Below are 22,454 nucleotides of genomic sequence, written 5' to 3'. Positions count from 1 at the left end.
ACTCCTATCGCTTTAAGCCGGGTGCGGCCATTTCGGTTCCGGTGCCATTGACACTCATATATTCGATCAGAGCGACCACTGCTTCAGAGCCTGGCAACAATTGGGGCAAGCGTTGTTGCTTGGCACAGTTCTGCATCCGCCAGCCCATTGTTCGCACCAACCCCTGGGAAATGCGGTAAGCAGGCCATGTTGAGTAGGCAGACCCAGCACCCGCACTGACGGTGAGATTGGGTAGGTTTTGCAGGCGGATGCGCTTGTCGCTTTGGCGGTGGCAGGTCGCACAGGAAAAGTCGTAGGGCCCAGCCCGGTAGAAGAACAGCTGCTCACCCATGGCGTAAGCCGCCCGTTCAGCGGGGTGGTTTTGTGGTGTTGCGATCGGCATGCCCATGGACTGGTCGGCAATATAGCTGGCCAGCGCCTCGAGCTCCGTGCCCATATCCCCTGTGCTGGAATAGGGTTTGCGCAATATGTCGGCGCGATCTCTGCCTTGCAGGGACTCCATGCAGTAAATGAGGCGCCCCTCTAAGTCCATGACTTGCTTCGTATCGGCAAAGTAGCTTGGCAGCTGGGCATAGGCACCCTTCACCACACCGGCCCCCAATCCCAGATCACACTGCTCTAGAGAGGCTTGCTTTGGTCCCTGGGGTTTGGCCCAAAGCTCAGCACCTTCCTCAATCACGAAAATTGCAGGGTTATCATCTCCCATCATCTCATGGTATTCCGCGAAGGGATCATCCTGCGCGTTCGCCGCAATGGAAAACAGGAGCGAGCAAACAGACAGCCCGCGCAACAGCGCAGCAATACCTGATTTAGCCAACATTGGGCCTCCTTTGGTGCTGGCTCGACCGAGAGCCGGCCAGCATCTTTATTATTACGTGGCGTTGTCGGCGAACTTATTTAATGGTCGCTTCACCAACACCAGTTTCACCTTTGTTATCCAGCCATTGCACTTGAACCGTATCACCGGCTTTAGCGCCTTTGATGCGGAAACTCAAGAAGGGGTTCTGTGATACAGCGGCGCCCCACTGGGCCTGAAGCACAGTTTTACCCGCCGAGGTAGCCGTCACCTCGGTAATAAAATGTGCTGGGATAGTATTACCAGCACTGTCTTTACGCCGCCCGGTTTCCATGGGGTGACGCATCAAGGCCTTTACCTCGGCAACATCGCCAGACAACCTTGCCCGAATCCGAATTGAACCTGCCATTTTTATTACTCCATCAAATTCTTTTTTTGGGGCGTTCAGCCACCACAACCACCGAGAGTTACCTTGGTTTCACGGCTCGTCTTATAGAGCTTTCCACCAGCCTCAACCACAGCGTAAATCGGGCAGGTTTGCGCGACCTTAACGCGGGTCTGAACAAAGGCCTCAGTGCCCTCGGGAATCATGTATGCGGCCGCCAGAGGGTTGGGATTATCTTCCACGAGAAGATAAATCTTGCTGGTTCCGGGAATTGCGCTGCTGACCGTCACTGGCACCACAGCGCCATTTTCTGCGATATCCGGAGTTTCCAGCCTAATCTGGTCACTGTCTTGCGCATTTCCCAGGCTGGCAAAAACTCCCTTCAAATCAGTCGCCGCCATTGCTTCTTTGGGGCGCACAAAATCTGCCAGAACTTTCAGGGGCAACATACTCAGAGCCGCCGCGGCACCGGCCAATTTCAAAAAACCGCGTCTATTTCTGTTCATTCACTTCACCACTCTTTTCTTATGTTGATACTAAGACTTTATCCTGTGAGACAAAGTAGCTACTGCGCCAGCCAGCGCGCTATTTTTTCCACATCGGCGTCATTCAGCTGTGCCATCGGGGGCATCATTGCGCCGCCCCAGGTCCCCGAGCCGCCCTGGCGAATCTTGCCGCTCAGATAAGCCACCACATCATCCCGATTCGCATATTTTTCCGCCACCGCATTAAAAGCAGGCCCAACCAATTTGCTGTCAATTTGGTGGCAGCCCAGGCAGCCATTACTGGTGAGTAGCTCCATCGGCGCCGATGCCGCAAGCTCCGCCTTCGGCGCAGGCTCCGCCAGTAATTTCAGCGGTAACAAGCTCAGCGCCACAACGGTTCCGGCCAGTGTCAAAAAACCACATCTACTTCTGCTCATTTTCTTCACCATTCTTTCTTATGTTGATACGAAGAATTCTCGCTATAGAGCAGCGCAGCTACTGCGCCAGCCAACTCGCTATTTCATCAGCCTTGCCTTCGCTCAGCTGGGCCATTGGTGGCATGGTAGCGCCGCCCCAAACACCAGAGCCGCCCTGGCGAATTTTTTGGCTCAAATAAGCGACCGCATCCTCTCGATCGGCATATTTTTTTGCCACGGCAGTGAAAGCAGGTCCGACCAATTTATTATCAACCTGGTGACAGCCCAGGCAGCCATTACTGGTGAGAAGGTCCATCGGCGCTGATGCAGCGAGCCCTGCTTTCGGTGCAGCCGGCGCTTTATCCTCAGAGGCAAGCATCATTTTTTCTCCCTGCTCCTCACTGGTATTCACGCCTTGAAACGGCCCAAAACTTCGCATCTGGTCACGCAGATTGCCGTGGGCATTGCGGGCAAAGCTCGGGATAGACGAGGCGACCTCTACACTGCTTTCGCAGTCGGTCATACACGCAGTATTGTGAACATCTGGCTCTCCATCGATTTTCCACAGGCCGTGGTCCTGCGTCATGCCGTTGCGATTTGGCAAGCGCGCCTGCACTTCTGCGATATTTTCATTGGATAGCACGAAGTCTTCATCCACGATGTAATCGAGACTCAGCAGGTAGGCAACAAGGCTATAGACATCATCCGTGCTCAGTGACTTGGGGGCATTCCAGGGCATCGCGCGGTCAATGTAGTCCCAGAGAGTCGACACCGTCGCAACTTTCATCAACGTGGTACGAACCCGGGTAGGGTCGTTCAGCGCTGCCACATGACCACTTTCAATATCCTGGGGCGTCACATTACCCAGCGCCAATGGCGAGAAAAACTTGTTGGAATCGCCAAAATCGCCGTGGCATGCGGCGCACCGTGCCAGCCAGATTTCTTCGCCCTGCTCGACGCTGCCGGAACCGGCCGGAAGACCGGTAAAATCCGGGCGCACATCAATATCCCAAGCGGCGACTTCAGCCGGTTTCGCGGTGCGACCGATATCCTCGTAACCGCTTTGCCAGGGACTGGCCACTGGTGGTGTTACTGCTGCCGCCTCGGCTTTTTCATCGCCGCCCTGTCCACAGGCTGAGAGCACGGCCATCATCAGCAACACGCCGACATGCCGCGTAAAACCGTCAGGCAATTTGAACATTTTCCACCTCCCCCGACTCCATAACCCGCCATGACTGAATCGCGTTGTTGTGATACACGGAGCGCGTACCCCGCACTTCTTTGAGCTGACGCTTCAGCGGCTGGACATAGCCCGTGCTGTCTACTACACGGCTCTGCAAAATTGCCGGCTTACCGTCCCATACCCAGCCGATGTTAAAGCGGGTCAGGGCCTTGGGTAGCACCGCCCCTTCGAGGTTCGCGGTATACCAGTTGCGGCCGCCGTCGAAAGACACATCAACACGCTTCACCGTGCCACGGCCGCTCCAGGCCAGGCCGGTCACGTTGTAGTAGCCTTTGGTCATCAGGCGCTGTCCGCCTGAGGGGCTGGTGATCACCGACTTCGCCTCTTGAATCGAAGTGTATTGCCGGCTCTGGCCGTCGGGCATCAGATCGACGTAATGTATCGCTTCGTCTTTGGTCGCATAGGGCTTATCCCCCACCTCCAGACGACGCAGCCACTTCACGGAAGAGACACCCTGAACGCCGGGCACCACCAAGCGCAGTGGATAGCCGTTCTCCGGGCGCAGCATTTCGCCATTCATACCGTAGGCGACGATCACATCATCAAGCGCCCGCTCGATATCAATGGTTCTGGTCATCGAGGAGCCATCAGCACCCTCGGCCAACACGTACTTGCCCCTGGCCTTGTCGTAGCCGGCGTGTTCGAGCAACAGTGACAGCGGCACCCCGGTAAATTCAGAACAGGACAACATGCCGTGGGTATATTGCACCGTCGGCACTGCGGCATTACCCCACTCCATGCCGGTATTGGCACCGCATTCGATAAAGTGAATGCGCGATACCGAGGGCAAGCGCATCAGATCATCCATGGTAAACACCATGGGCTTCGACACGAGGCCGTTGATCATCAGGCGATGGCGCCGGGGATCGACATCCACCCAACCCTGGTGGTGACGTTCGAAGTGCAAACCGCTGGCGGTAATCATGCCGAACATGCCCTGCAGCGGACTGAATGACACACTGGCTTGAGCTGTTTGAGTTAGTCCCGGACTCTGCCGACGAACAATATTCGCTTCATATTTGGAGGGTTGGCCATAGGGGTTGGTGGCGACCGCATTGCCCAGGGACTTTGACCATGGTGGGAGCGTGAGAATGTCTGGATCACCCTCCGCGGCCGCAGCACGCGCTGACAAACCTGCTCCCAGCATCCCCGCCAGCGCGGTGGTAAAACTCGTTCGCAACAGACGGCGACGATTTTCATCGACACCCGATTGACTTACAGCTTCTATCGTGGACTTTTCTAAAAACGACTCCGGCGCTTTTCGCAACTGACCAAACGAGCCGGGGCGCTCAGGTACCGTGGGCGATGGCGTATACGCCTGAGCCAAGAATTCCTTTTCTGACGTTCCCATCTTATCTGACTTTCCTGACATCCTGCCTCCAGGACTGCTTTTATGTTGGTGGCGTTATTTTTATTATTCTGAAAACAGCTCTATACTATACCCCCTATAGTATATTTCAAGCCCGGCGACGATGAGCAAAAACACAATAAAACGCAGGCCTGATTACGTCAGAAAGCCCTCGCTTGTAGCCGCGATCGCGCTGCTTATATGCAGCGTCTGCAAGGGCGCCGTGCCTCCCCCCAGCGACTCATCAATACACCTCGACCCTATCCAGGTTTCCGCCAGGTCTTGGTATTTCCAAGGTGCATCGGGCATGGCCTCCGCCGCCAACAAAGGCTTCATGAGCAACAGCGGGTTTGTCATCACCGACGCCGGCGTGGTCGTCTACGATGCGCTGGCCACACCCGCACTGGCGCGAGGTATGCTAGAAGCTATCGCCAGCTTCACAGATCTGCCTGTAACCCATGTCATCGTCAGTCACTATCACGCCGACCACATCTACGGGCTGCAGGTATTTAAAGATGCCGGAGCCACGATTATTGCCAAGCGCAACGGCAAGGCCTACATCAACTCAGAGCATGCGCAGCAACGTCTGCAGCAGAGGCGAGAGGCCCTCTTCCCCTGGGTCGATGGTAAAACCCGCCTGATCGGCGCTGATATTTGGCTGGACTTTAAAACAGCACCGCGATATCGCCTGCAAGTGGGCAACACTGCGTTGGACATTATCGACGGCGGCTTCAGCCACAGCCCTGACGACATCCTGCTGTCTGTTCCATCGGAATCGGTGGTCTTCGCGGGAGATATTTTCTCCAGCGGCAGGCTGCCCTTCCTGGTCGATGGCAACACTAAGGTGTGGCTACAAAGCATGGCGAAGCTCGCAAAACTGGATGCCGCCGCTATTGTTCCGGGGCACGGTCACGCCTCCACAAACCCCGCGAAGGATATCGAGTTGAATACTCGCTATATTCGCTTCCTCCGTCAGCAAATGGGCACGGCTGCAGAAGAGCTTCGCGATTTCAACGAGGCTTATGAGGCAATAGATTGGTCAGAATTTCGCGTTGTCCCCCTCTTCGAGGCGGCAAACCGACGGAATGCCTATCACGTGTTTCTTGAGATGCAACAGGCTTTATTTGAAGAGGAATCATAATGTCAGCACAACACAGCAAGCTCCGTAGCCCCCTCATTTGGGTTCTCAGCCTGATCATGTTTGCTGCAGTGCCCCTCACTGCCCTTACTTTTGTGCAAAACGCATCCGAGTCCGCTCTCCGCGGCGTTGTCTACCATATATCTGACAGCAGCCAGGCAGTGCGCGCCATACGGCACATTAATAACCAGCGAGCGGTAGATCACGATATCGCCATTACCGTAGTTGCGGTGGGCGGCGGCATCGATTTTTTGATCGACAATGCCAAAGACAAGCACGGCAACACATATGCGTCGATGATCGACTCATTGATGTTAAACGGCGTGAAATTCGAGGTTTGTCGCAACACCCTCAAAGCCAAGAACCTGCAGGAGGACGATATGACTCCAGGCGTAAATTTTGTTGACGCAGGTATCGCTGAAATTACCCGCCTGCAATTAGAGGAAGGCTATGCCTATATCAAGCCCTAAGCTTCGCCATTCTCTCGTGGTTATCGCTCGGCACGTAGCCGTGCTAATGCTTTCACTGGCCAGCCCAGCACTGAGTGCTGCCGAACTGCTCTATATTTTTGAGCCACATTGCGCCCCCTGCCGTGCCTTCGATCACGATATTGGCGGCATTTATTCAAAAACTGAGGAAGCACACATCGCACCGTTACGCCGAGTGAATATCAATACCATTCACGGTAAACACGTTGTCCTGGGGAACCGGCAAGTGGACGTCAATACCGACATCATCGGTGCGCCAACATTTATTCTGATTAGCGATGGACGCGAGATAGATCGCTTTAGTGGATATTCCCAGGATGAGCTGTTCTGGATGTCATTGCAGCGCCTTCTGAACAGACTGCCGTCGAGTTAGTACCTTTTATACTTTTCGTACGGCCCTAAACTTATTTTCCCAAGCACACGACAAGTCCACTTGATCCCCTCCTGTCTCAACACGGAATAGGTCGACACCAGAAAAACCAAAAATAAGGATGTGTTTATGGAATTCCCCACCGCCTGGAAATCAATGATTTCGTGCATTCCGACATCAAGTTCGTGTGTCCGGCTTTCCCATACACCTCCTTCATTCACGATCAATAAATCCACACAGAAAAACCCACAACCATAAAAAGGCAATCTCAAAGCAATAAAATTTTTTTGAAAATAAACAACCACAGCAACAAGTAAAAAAGCCAAAGCAGTAAGTATGTAATTTAACAACAATAAACAGAAAACATCACAACGATAGGGTGATATGCGATGAATCTGCACTTCAAACTTTTTCTTTTAACGGCAGTAACAGCAGTAACCCCCGGTGTAACAATACTTATCAAATCCAGACTACGGAACTTCAAGGCTTCCAACTACCTGAGCGTCATTGGCTGCTCCCTACTACTCGCGTCCTCCGCACATGCCACCAACGGTTACTTTATGGACGGCGTTGGCCCCAAAGCCCAGTCGATGGCTGGAGTCGGTGTGGCACTGCCGCAGGATTCACTTGCAGCTGCCAGCAATCCCGCAGGAACCGGACTGGTGGGCAACCGCATGGATGTGGGATTCACCTGGTTCAGCCCCGAGCGCAGCGCCCGCATCAGTGGCAACCTAGCCGGCGCCGACGGCAATTATGACGGCAATGAGATATCCGCATTTGTGATTCCGGAAATCGGTTACTCGCGGGAATTCTCTGATCGATGGAGTTATGGGGTTGCGATGTACGGCAACGGTGGCATGAATACGGGTTACAGCACCAACCCATTTGCGGCATTTGGTGCATCCGGTGAAGCTGGTGTGGATCTGAGTCAGCTAATCGTTACCCCGTCACTGGCATTCCGCCCTACGCCGGGACAGTCACTGGGTATTGCTGCAACCTTTGCCTACCAGCGCTTTGAGGCCAACGGCCTACAGCCGTTCGACAATCCCTATGTATCGGCCCAGCCGGGCAAGGTGACAAACAATGGCCGCGACAGCGCACAGGGCTGGGGCTTTAAGCTCGGCTGGATTGGCCATCTGGGTGAAGATGTCATGCTCGGGGTGTCCTGGTCGTCCAAAATCGAGACCGGCACATTCAGCGAGTATTCCGGCCTGTTTGCCGACCGGGGCGGATTCGATATTCCCGCGAGCTATGCAGCGGGCATCAGCTGGAATACCAGTTCCTCGCTAACGCTCGCCGGCGACTGGCAGCGCATCGAATACAGCGGCACCGGCTCGGTAGGAAACAGCCTGAACCTGCTGTTCCAGGGCAAGCCCCTGGGTGCAGATGGTGGCCCCGGTTTTGGTTGGAAAGATGTGGATGTCGTCAAACTGGGCGCCGTTTATGCACTCAACGATTCGATTACCCTGCGCGGTGGGGTCAGCCATGCCGGGCAACCGATTCCGGAAGGCGAGGCCTTTATCAATATCCTGGCCCCCGCCGTAATCCAGGATCACGCGAGTGTTGGTGCCGACTGGCGCAGCAGCCTGGGGGAGTGGACGGTTTCCTATACTCATGCGTTCGAAGAAACGGTGGCAGGTAACGGCTCAATTCCCTCGGCGTTTGGCGGCGGCGAGGCGGAACTGACCATGAGCCAGAACATTCTGCGCTTCGGCTGGTCTAGCGGTTTCTGAACTGCCAGCCATAGGATTGTGTGTATGGGGGGCCGGCAGAGGCAGACACTGCCGGGCCCACCATCCATCTATCTCTATCTATCAGCCTGAACTTACCCTCAGCTCAGGCCACAATCCCTCCTGACACTCGATCTCTGTACGCACCGCTATCGAGGACCTGCTTCGCCCTTTTATGTACCTCTTGTCAATCTCGTTGTGACAAATCCTTCTTCAGGGGTTGGCGGTGCAAAGTATCTGGTGATCATCTCAAACATCTCTGCCGTATCAGTCGCAGCCCTTTCAGGTTGTTCGACACGCCTTTTCTCAATTTGCTCAAGACAGACTTCATCAGGCATATCGATATATATCAAATTGTGAGGAGCCTCTGCATCGGTGAAAATTTTTCTGAACCACTCTCTTTGTGAAAGAGTATTGGCAGGAAAATCCATTACCACATCTGTACCGGTGGACAATATCGATTGAACCAGCTTTTTCATTTGAGGCTTAAGCTGATTTGAATATTTTATATAGTCTTCTAGCGAAGCAATCCTATTTGGATAGAGTGAATCAAGCCATTCATCCTCGGACAGCAATACGGCATTTCTCTCCAGAGCGATTTCTTTCGATTTAGTTGATTTTCCGGCGCCCATTTTTCCGCAGAAAAATATCAGTGTACCGATCTTCATGCTAGATCTCTTTTAAATGCATAACTGTCGAACGAAGCCACAAACCGCACCAGCGACATTCCTTAAAGCTGCGAAAACACCCATGAGGGAGTAGCGCTGAAACTCTAGAGAGGTTTATCAGCTTGAGCGATGGCTATGCTGTCCTCTACTTGCGCATATCCTTGCTGCACAATTGCTCCCAGAATCACTGATCCAGGGCAACACGAAATCCCACGTGATAGGCACGAAACGATTGAGGAATCCAGGTTCGATTCGCTGACCTGAGTTGCGAAGTAGGACTCATAAAATCGCCCCCTCGCAATACCCGGCCTCGACATTCCGTTGTCGGAGATGATTCCCATGAGCGACCATCTGAGGGAGCATCTTGATACGTGTCGTGCCAACAATCCTCGGTCCACTCTGATACATTGCCCACTATGTCATGGAGGCCTAAAGCATTGATCTCATAACTTCCCACTGGGGCAGAAAATGCATGACCATCATTGCAGCTTGTCGTTTCAGATTCCCAGTCAGGAAATACGCTCCGCAAGCTCTCATCTCCATGATTCGCACGCGCACAGAGCCGGCTATCAACAGGCCAAGTATAGGGGGTGCGTGTACCAGCCCGTTGCGCATATTCGAATTCGCTCTCGGTCGGCAGCCTATAGTTGAGTCCTGTCTGGTCCCGAAGCCAAGCCACATAGGCGCTGGCATCATTCCAACTAACACATACGACGGGATGGGTACCGGCTTGAGCAAATCCGGGGTCGCGCCAGGAGTGCCCGGCGACCCAGCCTGCTGATGGTTCATCCGGCCGTTGGTGCGAAAAACACCCCTGAGCAGGTTGGTTAAATGCCGGAACATCACGCTCGGCATCCGTAAGATAGCCTGTCTGCTCTACAAAAGAGCGAAACTCGGCCACGGTTACCTCAAACTTGGAAAGGGCAAACGGTTGCAGATGTACCTCACGCACTGGTCCCTCACGGTCTTGGTACCCCAGTTCATTATGTGGGCTGCCTTGGTCAAACGTACCGCCAGGCAAGGCAACCATGGATTCCTCCAACGTAGGGGGCAATGTTTGAGCAGAGATCCCGTGTGCAAAGCACAGTGCAACGATATATAGTCTGGAGATACGACAAGCAGCGTATCGCTTTGAAGATGTTTTCATAGTAAGCAACCTACTTTAGCCACATAACGCCGCCAGCGGGACGAACAATGCTATGCACATGTTTTGCGAAACTGAGAGCGCAGCGACCCGCACAAAATTCTCATAGCACTGGCCGTAGCAAACTGCCTGCGCTTGTTAGCTGTACTGCTACTTAAGTGGCTTATTGTTTACTTTTAGAGACCAATTAACAACAACGGTTTTTGGCTCTTGATTCTTGTATTTGGTTGTTAAAAAAGTGCAAACAGTGCCATCGCAAGACTGAAGCCAGTAATTATCACCATTAATTTGGGGAACGATGTCCTGCAAAGAATACTCTTTACCATTAACCATGTCTCGACAACTGGGGATAGGAATTTCTACCTTCTCCAATTTGGCATCAGTAAATTTAAATTTACTGGTTTGATACTGCGACTTAGAACCAACTTCACGAATAGACCAGTAATTTCCTCGCTCCGCACATATAGTATCGTAATAATCTTCATACTGTACATTCATGCTCATCTTGTGACCTTGAAACTCGAGAGCCACATTGAATGTTTTATCTATTGGCTTAACTTCTCGCTCGAATTTCATATCAATGCATTCTTATATCCCACATCCCTAGAGAAAAATAACGAGAAAAACTAAAAATTTCTTCATACTACCCTTTATAGCTAACGTTGCCGAAGGTCCGTAGCATCATGCCTGGCATTGTTATGTGTGGCGCCACACCAACACATTATCCCATGCTAAATCTTCCTCAATAAGTGATTCAATATTGTCCACCTTTGGAAATTTTTTGAGTTTTCTGTTCAGGTAAGTGAGCACTTGGTCTACGCCGGCGACCTTTGGATCGACAAGTATCTTTTGAGGAAAATATCAACCAATGAGAAAAACCTACTCCAAGACCCCATTGGCACCTGACCTCCAATAAATCACCCAAACAAATTACTTCTTGCTCATCCTTTGACTCATAGATGACACAAGCTCCATCAATATGTATTTCTCTCTTTTGAAGAATTTCAATCTATGAACCTCACAAAACGCTTAAAGCAGCCGGCGCGAAGCGGTCGGCTGCCTTTGCATGTTAAATGGCGCGCTCATTTCTGCATGTATCCCTTAAATTCTTGGAGGCTGTCAGCGATTCTGCTTGCAGAGTCTGGCGCCATGCCTGTGCACGGAAGATGAAATACTTCACCGCGCTCATTAACCACCAAAAGCACGCCACCACCGTTGCCACCGAATGTTATAAAACCAGGAGCATACTCAGCGAGCTGATAGTCTTGGTTAAACTCCTCAACCTCTTCCGGGCGCCACAGTACATACCACTCTGGTTCTACCGAGAGCTCTCCTTCAAGAAACCCTTCATTAAGCCAAGCCAGCAGAGTTTTCTTGATTCCGTCGAGATTCATAATGGCCATTTAACGCAGAGCGCAGGGGCGGAAAAACCGATAGGTTTTTACGTCCAGCAGGCGAAGCCTGCGACCCTGACGTGATTTTTTATGCACACTATCCACCCCATAACCCCCAAGATTCGCAAGAGCCTCCGATAAATGACGTTTTTCGAGTTATGAACTTTTGTGTTTCTACTACAAATTCATAAGATATTTTGCTTTTGAATTTAATTAATACATACCCGCAAGTATTACCATTTACGAGATCCTCCTCGTCAGGCTCTATAAATTCGGCGCCAGGGTAATTTTGGAAAAGATACATTCGCTCGGCTTCCGTTAGCGGCCAATGATCAAAGTCTATATTGAAGTCTACCTCGTGCTCAGATGCGAAATTGAAATTGCGCTCTTTGAGCCTTCGCAAGACATCGCCATCTGCATCATTTGGCCATTCCATAGATGTTTCCTAGTTTGTATAACACCGTGCACAACGACCGGAGGTAATTGGCGACTTTTGTGTGGAACACACAAAAGGTGACAGTTGCCGGAAGTCCGATTGCTGTACCTTGTTACACCTGGCTACGATAAATTCTGATCTACAAACATCATGGCAAAATGCTCAGCTTGTAGTTCAGTGTTATTTTGCTTGGCTATCTCCTGGTTTTTGAGCCAAAGATCTCTAATCAGAGATTGCATATTCTCAGGGAGCTCCATCACATTCTGTATAATTTCTTTCCAGCTCCCTTCGATGCCATAAGTTTGAGATAGCTTTGGAGTCAATTGTTGTAAAAGTGATTCGTCCTTTGTCTCAAGAAAACCTATCGCATCTAAGACATATAGCTCCAACAATCTTAGTAACGGTTTCCCTTCGTATCTTTCACTCATTCTCGATTCCTATTGAGGGTGTAACGCTGCTGTCATGCGCTTGTCGCCTGCTCAGCCTTGTTATAAGTGGCTGACCCGACTAAGTGCATCTTTCATGTTCTCCTCATAGCCTTCCCTCGGTTTTACACCCTGCTCTATTAAATCAAGCTCATCACTTATCCAGATAAACTGGTTAAATGCTTCATGTCCCCACTCTAGAGCAAGGTACATACGATGGCAGGCTGCGGCGATTTGATAGATATCTCTATCTCCAGCCTCAAAGAGCGCCAACATTTGCTGCGCAATTAGCGAGCAATCAGCATCCCTTATTGGGCTCAAAACTAGATCTAATTCTTCGATTCTTTCCAAAGAGCCGTTGGTCGATATATCGATCATCCAGTCCGGAAATTCATCATGAGCCCTAATGTAGTTATCCGCCAACTCAACAAGATCAATAGTGGATATCAATCCAATCTTTTCCTGAATGATCCAGTTTCTAGCTACTGATTTCATCTTCTAGATTTATAACGCCCAGCACACGGGCGGCTGAAATGAAGCAAAGCGGAATGTAAGCCGTCCGGCCCGGCGTATTCTGCCGGGCTTACGTGCTGCTGTTTGTTATGCATATTAGATTATGTCCCCAGAGGCCATTAGGTGAATTGGGTACATTGCATAAACCATAGAAACTACAGTAGCCAGAGAGACGACAAAAATACCTACATGAACTGACTTTGATAAAGGGAAGAAATTAACCGCTATTGATGCTATTGCAATTACTGCAGCCACGCCATACCACCAAACACCGAGAGAAAATGCCATTTCGCTCCAATTTGGAACCTGCCCATATATGGATTGCAGCATTGAGAAAAATTGACTCCCCGTTCTTCCTGAGTCATAGGTCCAGTAATAAGCAATTACTCCCTGAAGAACAGCGAATAATGAAGAAACTATTGTAAGAAAGATTTTCATCCATAATTCCCTTTAGATGGTTGATGCATAACGCCTCAAGTTGCGGCCGACTGTAAGGAGGTCCGCAACCTTGACTTGTTAACTTTTGAATTACGCTCGATTTTCAATGTTTAAAGTGAAAACAATAGAATTAAAGTCGGGAGGTGATTTTTCACCAGGACTGCACCGAAAGACATATTTACCTTTTTCTTTCAATTCGACAATCATACCCGCATTTCTCGTCCATTTTTCTTCAAAGCTATGACCACCACGCTCTTCTATGTATACATTACAGACGAAAATTCTGCCCGTTTTGCTATATCCATCGTATTCAACGGTTGGCTCATATTCTGGTGAATGCCAGGTTCGCAAAAGCTTGACTTCCTTTCCCGATACAAGCTTCAAATATCCAGATTCGACTTTAACATCTGCGCCTTGATTAGCATCCGGGGCACTTAAAAAACTTAGAATCAAGTGAAATTCATGTGGGACATCGATCCAATAACCAGTTCTTACTTCCTTCCCACCCCAAATTATATGATTTGGTCTTGTGGCTTTATCAGGATAAGATTTGTACATATCAAGCATAGCGCTTTGAATTGATATTCCGGAATCGATGTAATCTTTCATCTATTTTTCTACAGCCACACTAAAGTTAACAGTTATATCGTGGTCACCAAGACCGATATCTAATTGAAAAATATCCAAGGCGGCATTTCACATCAGAATGTCCACAATCTTCCATACCGTCAAGGCATCCATAGATATTGGCACTCCGGTATCAAATAATTAGTGATCATTAAGACTCATATTCCGATTTTAGACACACAGCCCAATGCATGGATTTTATTAAGGTTTAATCGCTTTTACTGCAGGCGACCGGAATTCGGTCGCACCGATTGAAATCCCGGGATCGATTCGGTCATTTTTATATTAACTGGCAAGTCACCTGCGGGCTGAAGAGGCCGCAACAGATACCCATTCGCCAACTGCCGTATTGGCCGTGTAATTCATCTAGGGCTTGGCGCTTTACCACGCGTGTCTAGCTGTAGAAGACAGAAGGGATTCAAATGTCAAGATGAGAGGGGAAAAGCGAGCCTCAGATGAAGCCCGCTTTGTAACGGCAGGATGTTGGGATAGCGGGGCCAACCTTACGGAAGTTCTTATTCCAGGAGGGGCCGCGCTGATACACAATTAGTGCTCGGTGGGCACCCGGCCGAAGTCGTCTTCCATTTCCGCGGCGAGGAAGGACACCACGATCCAGGCAGCCACGTTCTGTTTCAGGTTTTCCGGATCGACTTTGTCCAGCGTATCGTTGGCGGTGTGGTGATAGTCGAAGTAGTCGGTACCGTCCTGATAGAGGCCGAAGGCGGGTACGCCCTGAGCGACAAACGGATAGCTGTCAGAGCCACCGTGGGACTTGTTGTTACCGCGTTCGATGCCCAGCGGGGCCAGTAGCTGCATGATCTGGTCGGCCACGTCGAACTTATTTTCGGGAATGCGGGTGTCAAAGCGCCAGATCTTGCCGGCGCCGAAGTCGGATTCGGACACCGCGACGATGTTGTCCATGTCGTTTTGATGCGCTTCCACATATTGCTTCGCGCCCACCAGGCCGATTTCTTCGGCGCCGAACAGAACGACACGCAGGGTGCGGCGCGGACGCTGCGGCAGCTCGGAGATCATGCGCGCGGTTTCCATGACGATACCCACACCGGCGCCGTCGTCGATGGCCCCGGTGCCCTCATCCCAGCTGTCCAGGTGTGCACCGATCACCACGGCCTCTTCCGGCTTTTCGCGACCGGTGATTTCACCGATCACATTGAAAGACGGGCCATCTGCCAGGCGCTCGCTGTCCACGTCCAGCTTGACCTGTACCGGCTTGCCACGCTTGAGCATGGCTTCCAGCTGGTTGGCATCCGGAGCGGAAAGGGCCAAGGCCGGAATCGGGTTCTCAACGCCGTCGATGGACATCATTCCGGTGTGCGGCATGCGGTCGTTGTCAGTACCCACGGAGCGCAGCAGCATTGCCACGGCGCCTTTCTCGGCTGCAGCGCGCATGCCCAGGCTGCGCCCTTTCACTGCCGGGCCGTACCCCTCACCGGTGCGGGCACGCTCCATGCGCTTGTTGATGAAGGCGATCTTGCCTTTGACCTTGCGCGCCGGAGCATTCATCAGCGCATCGACATCTTCGAACTTGACGATGTCGGCCGTGAGACCGCCCTCCGGTGTTGGTGCGCCGTAGCCAAGGGAGGTGACCACCAGCGGCTGTGGGAAGGGCGCCACTACCTGCGCGTGGGCGTGGCCGCGATGCCAGCGCGGCACATCGATCTGCTCGGTGTAGACCCGGTCGAAGCCGAGCGCTTTCATTTTGTTTTGCGCCCAGGCCACGGCGCGCTGGTCGCCTTCGGTGCCGGCGCGGCGCGGACCGATTTCGACAGTGAGAGATTCGACAATGCTGTAGGCATCGGAAGATGCCAGCGCCCGGTCGCGCAGCACTTCGGCAACGGACAGGTCCTCCTGGCTCAACGGTTTCGCCTGCGCAGCGCTCAGGGCCAGCGCGGCGACCAGGCCCCCGGTCAGTGTCAGCAATGGTTTGTACATGGTGTTGCCCCCAGTTAATGCTCGTTGTTTTTTTCGGTTAGTTGCAGCAGCCGGTGCCGCACGGCGCTCAGGCGCTCGATGCCAGCCTCGGTAAACAGGTATGGCGTCCCGCCGGTGTATTCTTCTTCCTCAATGGCCAGGCATTCCTGCCGCAGCCGCTCCAGCTCGGGGTCATGGCGCATCGGGTAGCCGATCAGTACACGCCATTGATTGTCATCCGCCTGTCCGGTGATGACCTCTTCCAGCCCCCGGAGAAAATGGGCGCGATCCATGCGAAAGCGCGGAGTGCGCATATGCATAAACCCCCAGATTATCAGGGCAAAGATCAAAAAGGAAAGGCCAGCGGTCACGACAATTTGCATGGTCAGGACTCCAGCAGCAACTTGATGGCGGCGGCAATGGTCGCCAGGATTATGACCGGTTTGATCACCACTGCCCCGCGGGCGATGACCAGGTTGGAGCCCAGCCGCGCACCGAAGAACTGTGCTCCTGACATACACACGGCCAGCCACGGCAGCAGGTGGCCACCGACCATGAATATGACCATCGAGGTGATGTTGGTGGCCAATACCAGCGGCTTGGTGTGGGCAGTGGCCCTTCGCATGTTGTAACCGAGCAGCGCGGCGAACGCCAGCGCGTATATGGATCCCATACCAGGGCCGAAGAAACCGCCGTAAAAGCCGACACTGCCGCCCACCACCAGATTGAAAGCCCCATTGCCCATACGCGGCTTGGTATCGAGATCGGAGATCCGTGGCGAGAAGGTAAAATAGAGCGCGATCGCAATCAGCAGCAGTGGCAGCAAGGTGTCGAGCTGTTCGCCGACGAGGCGTGTCACGGTCCAGGTGCCGAGCGCGGAGCCGCAGGCCGCAGCCACCAGCCCCGACCAGAGCGGGCGGAAATCCAGGTGGCCTTTCTGGAAGAAGTTGAGCGTCGAGGAAGCGGTGCCGAATACACTCTGGAATTTATTGGTGCCCAGCGCATCCAGTGGCGGCACACCGGCCCAGAGCAGGGCCGGCAGAGTGATGATGCCACCGCCGCCGGCGATGGCGCTGATAAAACCCGCGGCAAAAGCGACCGCGGTCAGGGCAAGCAGGGTGAGGAGGGACAGGTCGCCGCTAATTTCCATCACCGCTGCGCTGCCCTCCTCAGTCGACCGCGGGCGACTGGTTTTCCGGGTGGCGCCCCTGGTACTTGTCGAAGCGCTTGCGGATCTCGTACATATCGGCGTCCTGGTCACCGGTAGGGCGGTACAGGGAGTCCACCCGGATGCACTTGTTGGGAAAATCCCAGGCTACCAGCAGAATCGGCACTTTCGCCGCATAGGCGATGCGCAGGAAGCCGTTTTTCCACTTGGCAGTCTGCTTGCGAGTGCCCTCCGGCGTGATCGCCACCCACATCTTTTCGTTTTCGCGGAACTGGGTGGCCACCTGTTTGGCCATGCCACCGGGCGCCTTGCGGTCCGTGGGGATACCGCCGAGCCACATAAACAGGCGCTTGAACGGGAAGAAGAAGGCTTCCTGTTTCATCAGCCAGGAGGCCTTGAGCTTCAGCGCCAGGATAAACGGCATGGCAACGACGAAGTCCCAGTTGGAGGTGTGCGGCGCCAGGGCCACCATCAGTTTCTTTTCCCGAGGAAATTCACCTTCGAACCGCCAGCCGAGCGCCTTGACGATCAGCAGGCCGAGGCCCTTGGTAAACCAGTTGCCGATACGCGGCATTTCTTCAGGTAGTTGCTTCGGAATACTCACGATGGAATTCTCTGTTTATTGATCGTCGACACCGGTTATCAGTGCTCCCGAGTCGCGTAGAAACGGACATCCGGGTAACGCTCTTCCGCCAGCTGCAGGTTGACCCGCGTCGGCGCCAGGTAGGTCAGGTGGCCGGAGCCGTCCAGGGCCAGGTTGATGCTGGCCTTGCGCTTGAAGTTGTCCAGCTCCTTGGCGCTCTCGCTGTCGACCCAGCGGGCGGTGTTCACGTTGACGTTTTCGTAGATGGCTTCCACCTTGTACTCGTCCTTCAGGCGGTAGGCTACCACCTCGAACTGCAGCACCCCCACGGCACCGACGATGATGTCGTTATTGTCCAGCGGGAAAAACACCTGGGTGGAACCCTCTTCCGACAACTGCTGCAGGCCCTTCTGCAGCTGCTTGAGCTTGAGCGGGTCCTTCAGGCGGATGCGACGGAAGAGTTCCGGCGCGAAGTTCGGGATACCGGTGAACTTGAGGCTCTCGCCCTCGGTGAAAGTGTCGCCGATCTGAATGGTGCCGTGGTTGTGCAGGCCGATGATATCCCCGGCGATGGCCTCTTCCACATGGGTGCGGTCGCCGGCCATGAAAGTCACCGCGTCGGCGATCTTCACGTCCTTGCCGATACGAACGTGTTTCATTTTCATGCCGCGGCTGTATGTGCCGGAGCAGACGCGCATAAAGGCGATGCGGTCGCGGTGCTTCGGATCCATGTTCGCCTGGATCTTGAATACGAAACCGGAGAATTTATCTTCGCTGGGTTCGACCGTGCGCTCGTTGGTCTCCCGCGGCTGCGGACCCGGCGCCCACTCGACGAAGCCGTCGAGCATTTCGCGCACGCCGAAGTTGCCCAGCGCGGTACCGAAGAATACCGGGGTCAGCTCGCCCTTCAGGTAGGCCTCGAGATCGAATTCGTGGGTGGCACCGCGCACCAGCTCAATCTCTTCGCGGATGTCGTCAGCGTATTCCCCCAGCAGCGCCGTGGCTTCGTCGGAATCGAGCCCCTCGATCTGGATATCTTCGGGGATCGTGTGGCCCTGGCCCTGCTTGAACACGTGAATGGTATCGGTGTAGAGGTTGTAAACACCCTTGAAGCCCTTGCCGGAGCCCAGCGGCCAGTTGATCGGCGCGGCCTGGATTTTCAGGACTTCCTCGATTTCGTCCATCACCTCGATCGGGTCGCGGATATCGCGGTCGAGCTTGTTGATAAAGGACAGGATCGGCGTGGTGCGCAGGCGGCACACGTTCATCAGCTTGACGGTGCGGTCCTCGACGCCCTTGGCACCGTCGATCACCATCAGCGCTGAATCCACTGCGGTCAGTACGCGGTAGGTATCCTCGGAGAAGTCCTCGTGCCCCGGAGTATCCAGCAGGTTCACTGTGCGGCCGGCATAGGGGAACTGCATCACCGAGGAGGTCACGGAGATACCCCGCTCCTGCTCCATGGTCATCCAGTCGGAGCGCGCGTGCGGCCCCTTCTTGCCCTTGACCGAGCCGGCCAGCTGGATCGCATTCCCGAACAACAGCAGTTTTTCGGTCACCGTAGTCTTACCGGCGTCCGGGTGGGAAATGATTGCGAAGGTGCGGCGGCCGGCAATGCCCGCCTGTGAGGAACTCTGACCCATAATCTAGATTTGAAAACTCGGCATCGATGCGGAAACAAGGCGCGCATTATACACGTCGGCAAGGTGCCGAGGAGGCTGGTAGACTGCACAATTCAGCGAATGACCGGGCAGTGCCGGGTCACGTACGGGATCGATACCGCCACAGACTAAAGAGAGAGGTGAACCATGAGTCGGGAGCGTTTACAGGCCCTGCGGGAAGAACTGGTACAACAGCAGGTGCAGGGATTTCTGGTCCCGCGTGGAGACGAGTACCAGAACGAGTATGTGCCCGCCTCCGACGAACGCCTGGCCTGGCTCACGGGCTTTACCGGCTCCGCCGGAATGGCGGCGGTAGGACTCGAACATGCGGCCCTGTTCGTTGACGGTCGCTACACGCTGCAGGCGCAGCAGCAGATCGGCGACCAGCCCATCGACCAGGAAAACCTGGATCCGGGCGCCATTGCGGACTGGCTGTGTGACCAGCTCAGCACTGGCGATTCACTCGGATACGATCCGCGCCTGCACACCGAACCCGGACTGGCCCTGCTGAAAAAGCGCCTGGGCGAACGGGACATCGCCCTGCGCCCGCTGGAGCACAACCCCATCGACGCGGTCTGGAGCGACCGGCCGGCAACGCCCTGTGGTTCGGCGCGCCCGCACCCCCACACCTTCACCGGCGAGCACTCGGCGGAGAAGCGCAAGCGCATCGCCGCGCTGCTGGCAGACAAACGCGCCGACGCCCTGTGGCTGCCCAACCCGGAAGTCTGCGCCTGGCTGTTCAATATCCGCGGTACCGATGTGCCGCACCTTCCGGTCGCCCTCGCCAGCGCCCTGCTCTACCGCGACGGCACCGCCACCCTGTACCTGGCGAAAGAAGCCATCAGCGAAGCGCTGATCGAACACCTCAACAGCGAAGTGGCGATCGTCAGCGACAAAGAGGAGCTGTTCTCCGCCGCCAAGCGCCACCACGTGGCCAAGGTGTGGGCAGATCCGGCGATCACCAACTGCTGGACACTGCAGCGCCTGCGGGCCATGGATATCGAGCTGCTCGTGGAGCGCGATCCGATTACCGCCGCCAAGGCGGAGAAGAATGCCGTGGAACTGGCCGGCAGCCGCGCCGCGCACGAGCGCGACGGTGCCGCCCTGTGTGAATTCCTCGCCGAGCTGCCCGATGCTGTTGCTGCGGGCTCCCAAGACAACAGTTTCGGCGAACTGGAAGCGGTGCACCTGCTGCGCGACAAGCGCGAACAGCGCGAGGGCTTCGCCGACGACAGCTTCGACTCCATCTCCGGCTACGGGCCCAATGGCGCCGTCGTCCACTACCGGGTCAGCCCGGAATCCAGCCTGCCGATCAAAGCCGAGGGCATCTACCTGATTGATTCCGGCGGCCAGTACCCGGATGGCACCACCGATGTGACCCGAACCGTGGCACTGGGCGAATTCCCGGTCCACGCCCGCGATCACTTCACCCGCGTACTGAAGGGCCATATCGCCCTGGCAACCCTGCGCTTTCCCAAGGGCACCTGCGGCGAACAGATCGACGCCTTCGCACGCAAATCCCTGTGGGATGTAGGCCTCGACTACGCCCACGGCACCGGACATGGTGTCGGCAGCTTCCTCAGTGTGCACGAGGGCCCGCAGCGGGTCGGCAAGGCCAGTACCGGCGTGGCACTGCAGGCGGGCATGATCCTGTCCAACGAGCCCGGCTTCTACCTCACCGGCCAGTATGGCATTCGTATCGAAAACCTGGTCTTCGTGAAAGAGAGCGCGGAGCACCGCGGCTTCCTCGAATTCGAGGAACTGACCCTGGTGCCGATCGAGAGAAAACTGATCGATCCGGAGCTCCTGAACGAACAGGAGAAAAACTGGCTGAACCGCTACCACGAGCGTGTGCGGGAGACGCTGATGCCGCTGGTGAATGAGAAGACCCAAGCCTGGCTGGAGGAAGCCACCGCGCCGATCAACTGATTGCCGGACCATTCACTTTGTCACCCCGGACTCGATCCGGGGTCCAGAATGGCGGCGACTAGCCAACCCGCTGGATGCCGGCCTGCGCCGGCATATCAGAGTTACTCGACCGCTACCTGCCGCTCCCCATGCAGGAACGGCAGCAACGCTTTCAGCACCAACTGGCTCGTCTTCGGTTCCAATCCATGCCCCATACCCGGAATGGCTACAAAGCGCGCGCCGGCGATCTTTTTCGCGGTATCGCGACCATGGGCGATGGGCAGCAGCGGATCGGCCTCGCCGTGTATCACCAGTGTCGGCGCGGCAATTTTCGCCAGCAGCGGCGAACGATCACCGCTGGCCATGATGGCTTCCAACTGGCGCACCATACCCGGGCCGTAGCTGCCACGATTGGCGACCCGCTGTACCCGGTCACGGGTCGCGGCCTCATCGAAATACACCGGCGAGCCGATAGTGCGGGAAACCTGGATACCGTTGGCGATGCGCTGGGCACGCGAGTCCGCGCCCTCCGCGGCCATTGCCAGCGCCTCGATCGCCTCCGGCTTGGATTCGGGCAAACCCGGCGCGCCGGAGCTGGACATGATCGAGGTGAGACTCAGCACTCGTTCGGGATATTGCGCCGCCATTACCTGCACAATCATGCCCCCCATCGACGCGCCGACAATGTGGGCCCGCTCGATATACAGCTGGTCGAGCAGCCCCACGGCATCGCCGGCCATATCGCCGAGGGTGTAGGGCGGCTCGCCGGCGAGGCCGACCTTCTCCTTCACCAGCATCCACCACACGGACGGTGCCGAAAGGTCGTAGAACTTCTGTGACAGGCCGGCGTCGCGGTTGTCCAGCAGTACCACCCGGTAGCCACTGTCGAGAAGCCCCTGCACCAGGGTATCGCCCCAGTGCAGCATCTGTGCACCCAGCCCCATGACCAGCAATACCGGCTCGGCGTCACGCGGCCCCATATCCTGGTAAGCAATGGAGACGCCTTTGATATCGGCAAAGTGGATCGGATAGCGGTCGAAGGGGTTGTCCGTCTCCGCCGTAGCCACTTGCGCAATCAGCGCGTGCAGTACAAACAGAAGCCCGTAGAAAAACCGAATCCAGCGCCCCATGGAAAACTCCTTTTTTATTGAATCCGAC

General features: G+C 54.7%; 26 protein-coding genes. 5 read left to right on the top strand and 21 right to left on the bottom strand.

What is annotated here, in order from left to right:
* Positions 1–4: 4 nt before the first annotated feature.
* The 6 genes from soxA to soxC all read right to left on the bottom strand — a co-directional run bounded on the left by soxA (position 5) and on the right by soxC (position 4,676).
* Positions 5–820: a sulfur oxidation c-type cytochrome SoxA gene (gene soxA / locus IG168_RS13440; protein WP_193164923.1), complete on the bottom strand. Its 816-nt coding sequence runs from the start codon at positions 818–820 to the stop codon at positions 5–7.
* A 73-nt stretch (positions 821–893) separates the two neighbouring features.
* A complete protein-coding gene (soxZ, locus tag IG168_RS13435) occupies positions 894–1,253 on the bottom strand; it encodes a thiosulfate oxidation carrier complex protein SoxZ (RefSeq protein WP_226876970.1) in 360 nt (119 codons plus the stop codon).
* Complete coding sequence (gene soxY / locus IG168_RS13430) at positions 1,241–1,687, bottom strand: thiosulfate oxidation carrier protein SoxY (RefSeq protein ID WP_193164922.1); 447 nt, start codon at positions 1,685–1,687, stop codon at positions 1,241–1,243. Before soxY ends, soxZ begins: the two co-directional genes overlap by 13 nt.
* 59 nt (positions 1,688–1,746) lie before the next feature.
* Positions 1,747–2,115: a c-type cytochrome gene (locus IG168_RS13425; protein ID WP_193164921.1), complete on the bottom strand. Its 369-nt coding sequence runs from the start codon at positions 2,113–2,115 to the stop codon at positions 1,747–1,749.
* A gap of 46 nt (positions 2,116–2,161) precedes the next feature.
* Complete coding sequence (locus IG168_RS13420; RefSeq protein ID WP_226876969.1) at positions 2,162–3,283, bottom strand: c-type cytochrome; 1,122 nt, start codon at positions 3,281–3,283, stop codon at positions 2,162–2,164.
* Positions 3,267–4,676: a sulfite dehydrogenase gene (soxC, locus tag IG168_RS13415; protein ID WP_193164920.1), complete on the bottom strand. Its 1,410-nt coding sequence runs from the start codon at positions 4,674–4,676 to the stop codon at positions 3,267–3,269. Before soxC ends, IG168_RS13420 begins: the two co-directional genes overlap by 17 nt.
* Positions 4,677–4,980: 304 nt before the next feature.
* Here soxC and IG168_RS13410 point away from each other — a divergent pair, with 304 nt between their 5' ends.
* From IG168_RS13410 to IG168_RS13395, 4 genes are all read left to right on the top strand, one after another.
* The gene (locus IG168_RS13410) at positions 4,981–5,814 is read left to right on the top strand and encodes an MBL fold metallo-hydrolase (protein ID WP_193164919.1); all 834 of its coding nucleotides are present in this window, start codon (positions 4,981–4,983) and stop codon (positions 5,812–5,814) included.
* Positions 5,814–6,281, top strand: coding sequence for a DsrE family protein (locus IG168_RS13405; protein WP_193164918.1), 468 nt, complete (start codon positions 5,814–5,816; stop codon positions 6,279–6,281). The genes IG168_RS13410 and IG168_RS13405 overlap by 1 nt, the downstream gene beginning before the upstream one ends.
* A gap of 46 nt (positions 6,282–6,327) precedes the next feature.
* Positions 6,328–6,672: a YbbN family protein gene (locus tag IG168_RS13400; RefSeq protein WP_193164917.1), complete on the top strand. Its 345-nt coding sequence runs from the start codon at positions 6,328–6,330 to the stop codon at positions 6,670–6,672.
* Positions 6,673–7,058: 386 nt separating this feature from the next.
* Positions 7,059–8,402, top strand: a complete 1,344-nt coding sequence (locus IG168_RS13395) for an OmpP1/FadL family transporter (protein ID WP_193164916.1) — start codon at positions 7,059–7,061, stop codon at positions 8,400–8,402.
* A gap of 170 nt (positions 8,403–8,572) precedes the next feature.
* Here IG168_RS13395 and IG168_RS13390 read toward each other — a convergent pair whose 3' ends face one another.
* The 14 genes from IG168_RS13390 to prfC form a co-directional block, all read right to left on the bottom strand.
* Positions 8,573–9,067, bottom strand: coding sequence for an AAA family ATPase (locus IG168_RS13390; RefSeq protein ID WP_193164915.1), 495 nt, complete (start codon positions 9,065–9,067; stop codon positions 8,573–8,575).
* 184 nt (positions 9,068–9,251) lie between these two features.
* Complete coding sequence (locus IG168_RS20995) at positions 9,252–10,097, bottom strand: formylglycine-generating enzyme family protein (protein WP_226876987.1); 846 nt, start codon at positions 10,095–10,097, stop codon at positions 9,252–9,254.
* A 264-nt stretch (positions 10,098–10,361) separates the two neighbouring features.
* Entirely contained in the window at positions 10,362–10,787 is a 426-nt protein-coding gene (locus tag IG168_RS13380) for a hypothetical protein (protein WP_193164913.1), read from the bottom strand.
* Between the two features lie 506 nt (positions 10,788–11,293).
* Positions 11,294–11,605 (bottom strand): SMI1/KNR4 family protein, encoded by a 312-nt coding sequence (locus tag IG168_RS13375; protein WP_226876968.1) that lies wholly within the window; start codon positions 11,603–11,605, stop codon positions 11,294–11,296.
* Between the two features lie 97 nt (positions 11,606–11,702).
* On the bottom strand, positions 11,703–12,041 hold the full coding sequence (locus IG168_RS13370; protein ID WP_193164911.1) for a ribonuclease E inhibitor RraB: 339 nt from the start codon (positions 12,039–12,041) through the stop codon (positions 11,703–11,705).
* Between the two features lie 122 nt (positions 12,042–12,163).
* A complete protein-coding gene (locus IG168_RS13365; RefSeq protein ID WP_193164910.1) occupies positions 12,164–12,469 on the bottom strand; it encodes a hypothetical protein in 306 nt (101 codons plus the stop codon).
* 60 nt (positions 12,470–12,529) lie between these two features.
* Positions 12,530–12,961 carry a hypothetical protein gene (locus IG168_RS13360; protein ID WP_193164909.1) on the bottom strand — a complete coding sequence of 144 codons (432 nt, stop codon included), beginning with the start codon at positions 12,959–12,961 and terminating at the stop codon, positions 12,530–12,532.
* 114 nt (positions 12,962–13,075) lie between these two features.
* The gene (locus tag IG168_RS13355) at positions 13,076–13,417 is read right to left on the bottom strand and encodes a hypothetical protein (RefSeq protein WP_193164908.1); all 342 of its coding nucleotides are present in this window, start codon (positions 13,415–13,417) and stop codon (positions 13,076–13,078) included.
* Positions 13,418–13,507: 90 nt separating this feature from the next.
* The gene (locus tag IG168_RS13350; protein ID WP_193164907.1) at positions 13,508–14,026 is read right to left on the bottom strand and encodes a hypothetical protein; all 519 of its coding nucleotides are present in this window, start codon (positions 14,024–14,026) and stop codon (positions 13,508–13,510) included.
* 564 nt (positions 14,027–14,590) lie between these two features.
* Positions 14,591–15,997, bottom strand: coding sequence for a M20/M25/M40 family metallo-hydrolase (locus IG168_RS13345; RefSeq protein WP_193164906.1), 1,407 nt, complete (start codon positions 15,995–15,997; stop codon positions 14,591–14,593).
* A 14-nt stretch (positions 15,998–16,011) separates the two neighbouring features.
* On the bottom strand, positions 16,012–16,359 hold the full coding sequence (locus tag IG168_RS13340) for a hypothetical protein (RefSeq protein WP_193164905.1): 348 nt from the start codon (positions 16,357–16,359) through the stop codon (positions 16,012–16,014).
* A gap of 2 nt (positions 16,360–16,361) precedes the next feature.
* Complete coding sequence (locus IG168_RS13335) at positions 16,362–17,126, bottom strand: TSUP family transporter (protein WP_226876986.1); 765 nt, start codon at positions 17,124–17,126, stop codon at positions 16,362–16,364.
* Between the two features lie 19 nt (positions 17,127–17,145).
* Entirely contained in the window at positions 17,146–17,748 is a 603-nt protein-coding gene (locus tag IG168_RS13330; protein WP_319024711.1) for a lysophospholipid acyltransferase family protein, read from the bottom strand.
* 38 nt (positions 17,749–17,786) lie between these two features.
* Complete coding sequence (prfC, locus tag IG168_RS13325; RefSeq protein WP_193164903.1) at positions 17,787–19,370, bottom strand: peptide chain release factor 3; 1,584 nt, start codon at positions 19,368–19,370, stop codon at positions 17,787–17,789.
* A 165-nt stretch (positions 19,371–19,535) separates the two neighbouring features.
* Here prfC and IG168_RS13320 point away from each other — a divergent pair, with 165 nt between their 5' ends.
* A complete protein-coding gene (locus IG168_RS13320; protein ID WP_193164902.1) occupies positions 19,536–21,317 on the top strand; it encodes an aminopeptidase P family protein in 1,782 nt (593 codons plus the stop codon).
* A gap of 101 nt (positions 21,318–21,418) precedes the next feature.
* Here IG168_RS13320 and IG168_RS13315 read toward each other — a convergent pair whose 3' ends face one another.
* Positions 21,419–22,426, bottom strand: coding sequence for an alpha/beta fold hydrolase (locus IG168_RS13315; RefSeq protein ID WP_193164901.1), 1,008 nt, complete (start codon positions 22,424–22,426; stop codon positions 21,419–21,421).
* Positions 22,427–22,454: the final 28 nt, after the last annotated feature.

This window comes from Microbulbifer hainanensis, from assembly GCF_014904735.1.
In the GTDB taxonomy this organism is placed as follows: Bacteria; Pseudomonadota; Gammaproteobacteria; order Pseudomonadales; family Cellvibrionaceae; genus Microbulbifer; species Microbulbifer hainanensis.
This window is presented reverse-complemented; position numbering and strand designations above follow the sequence as displayed.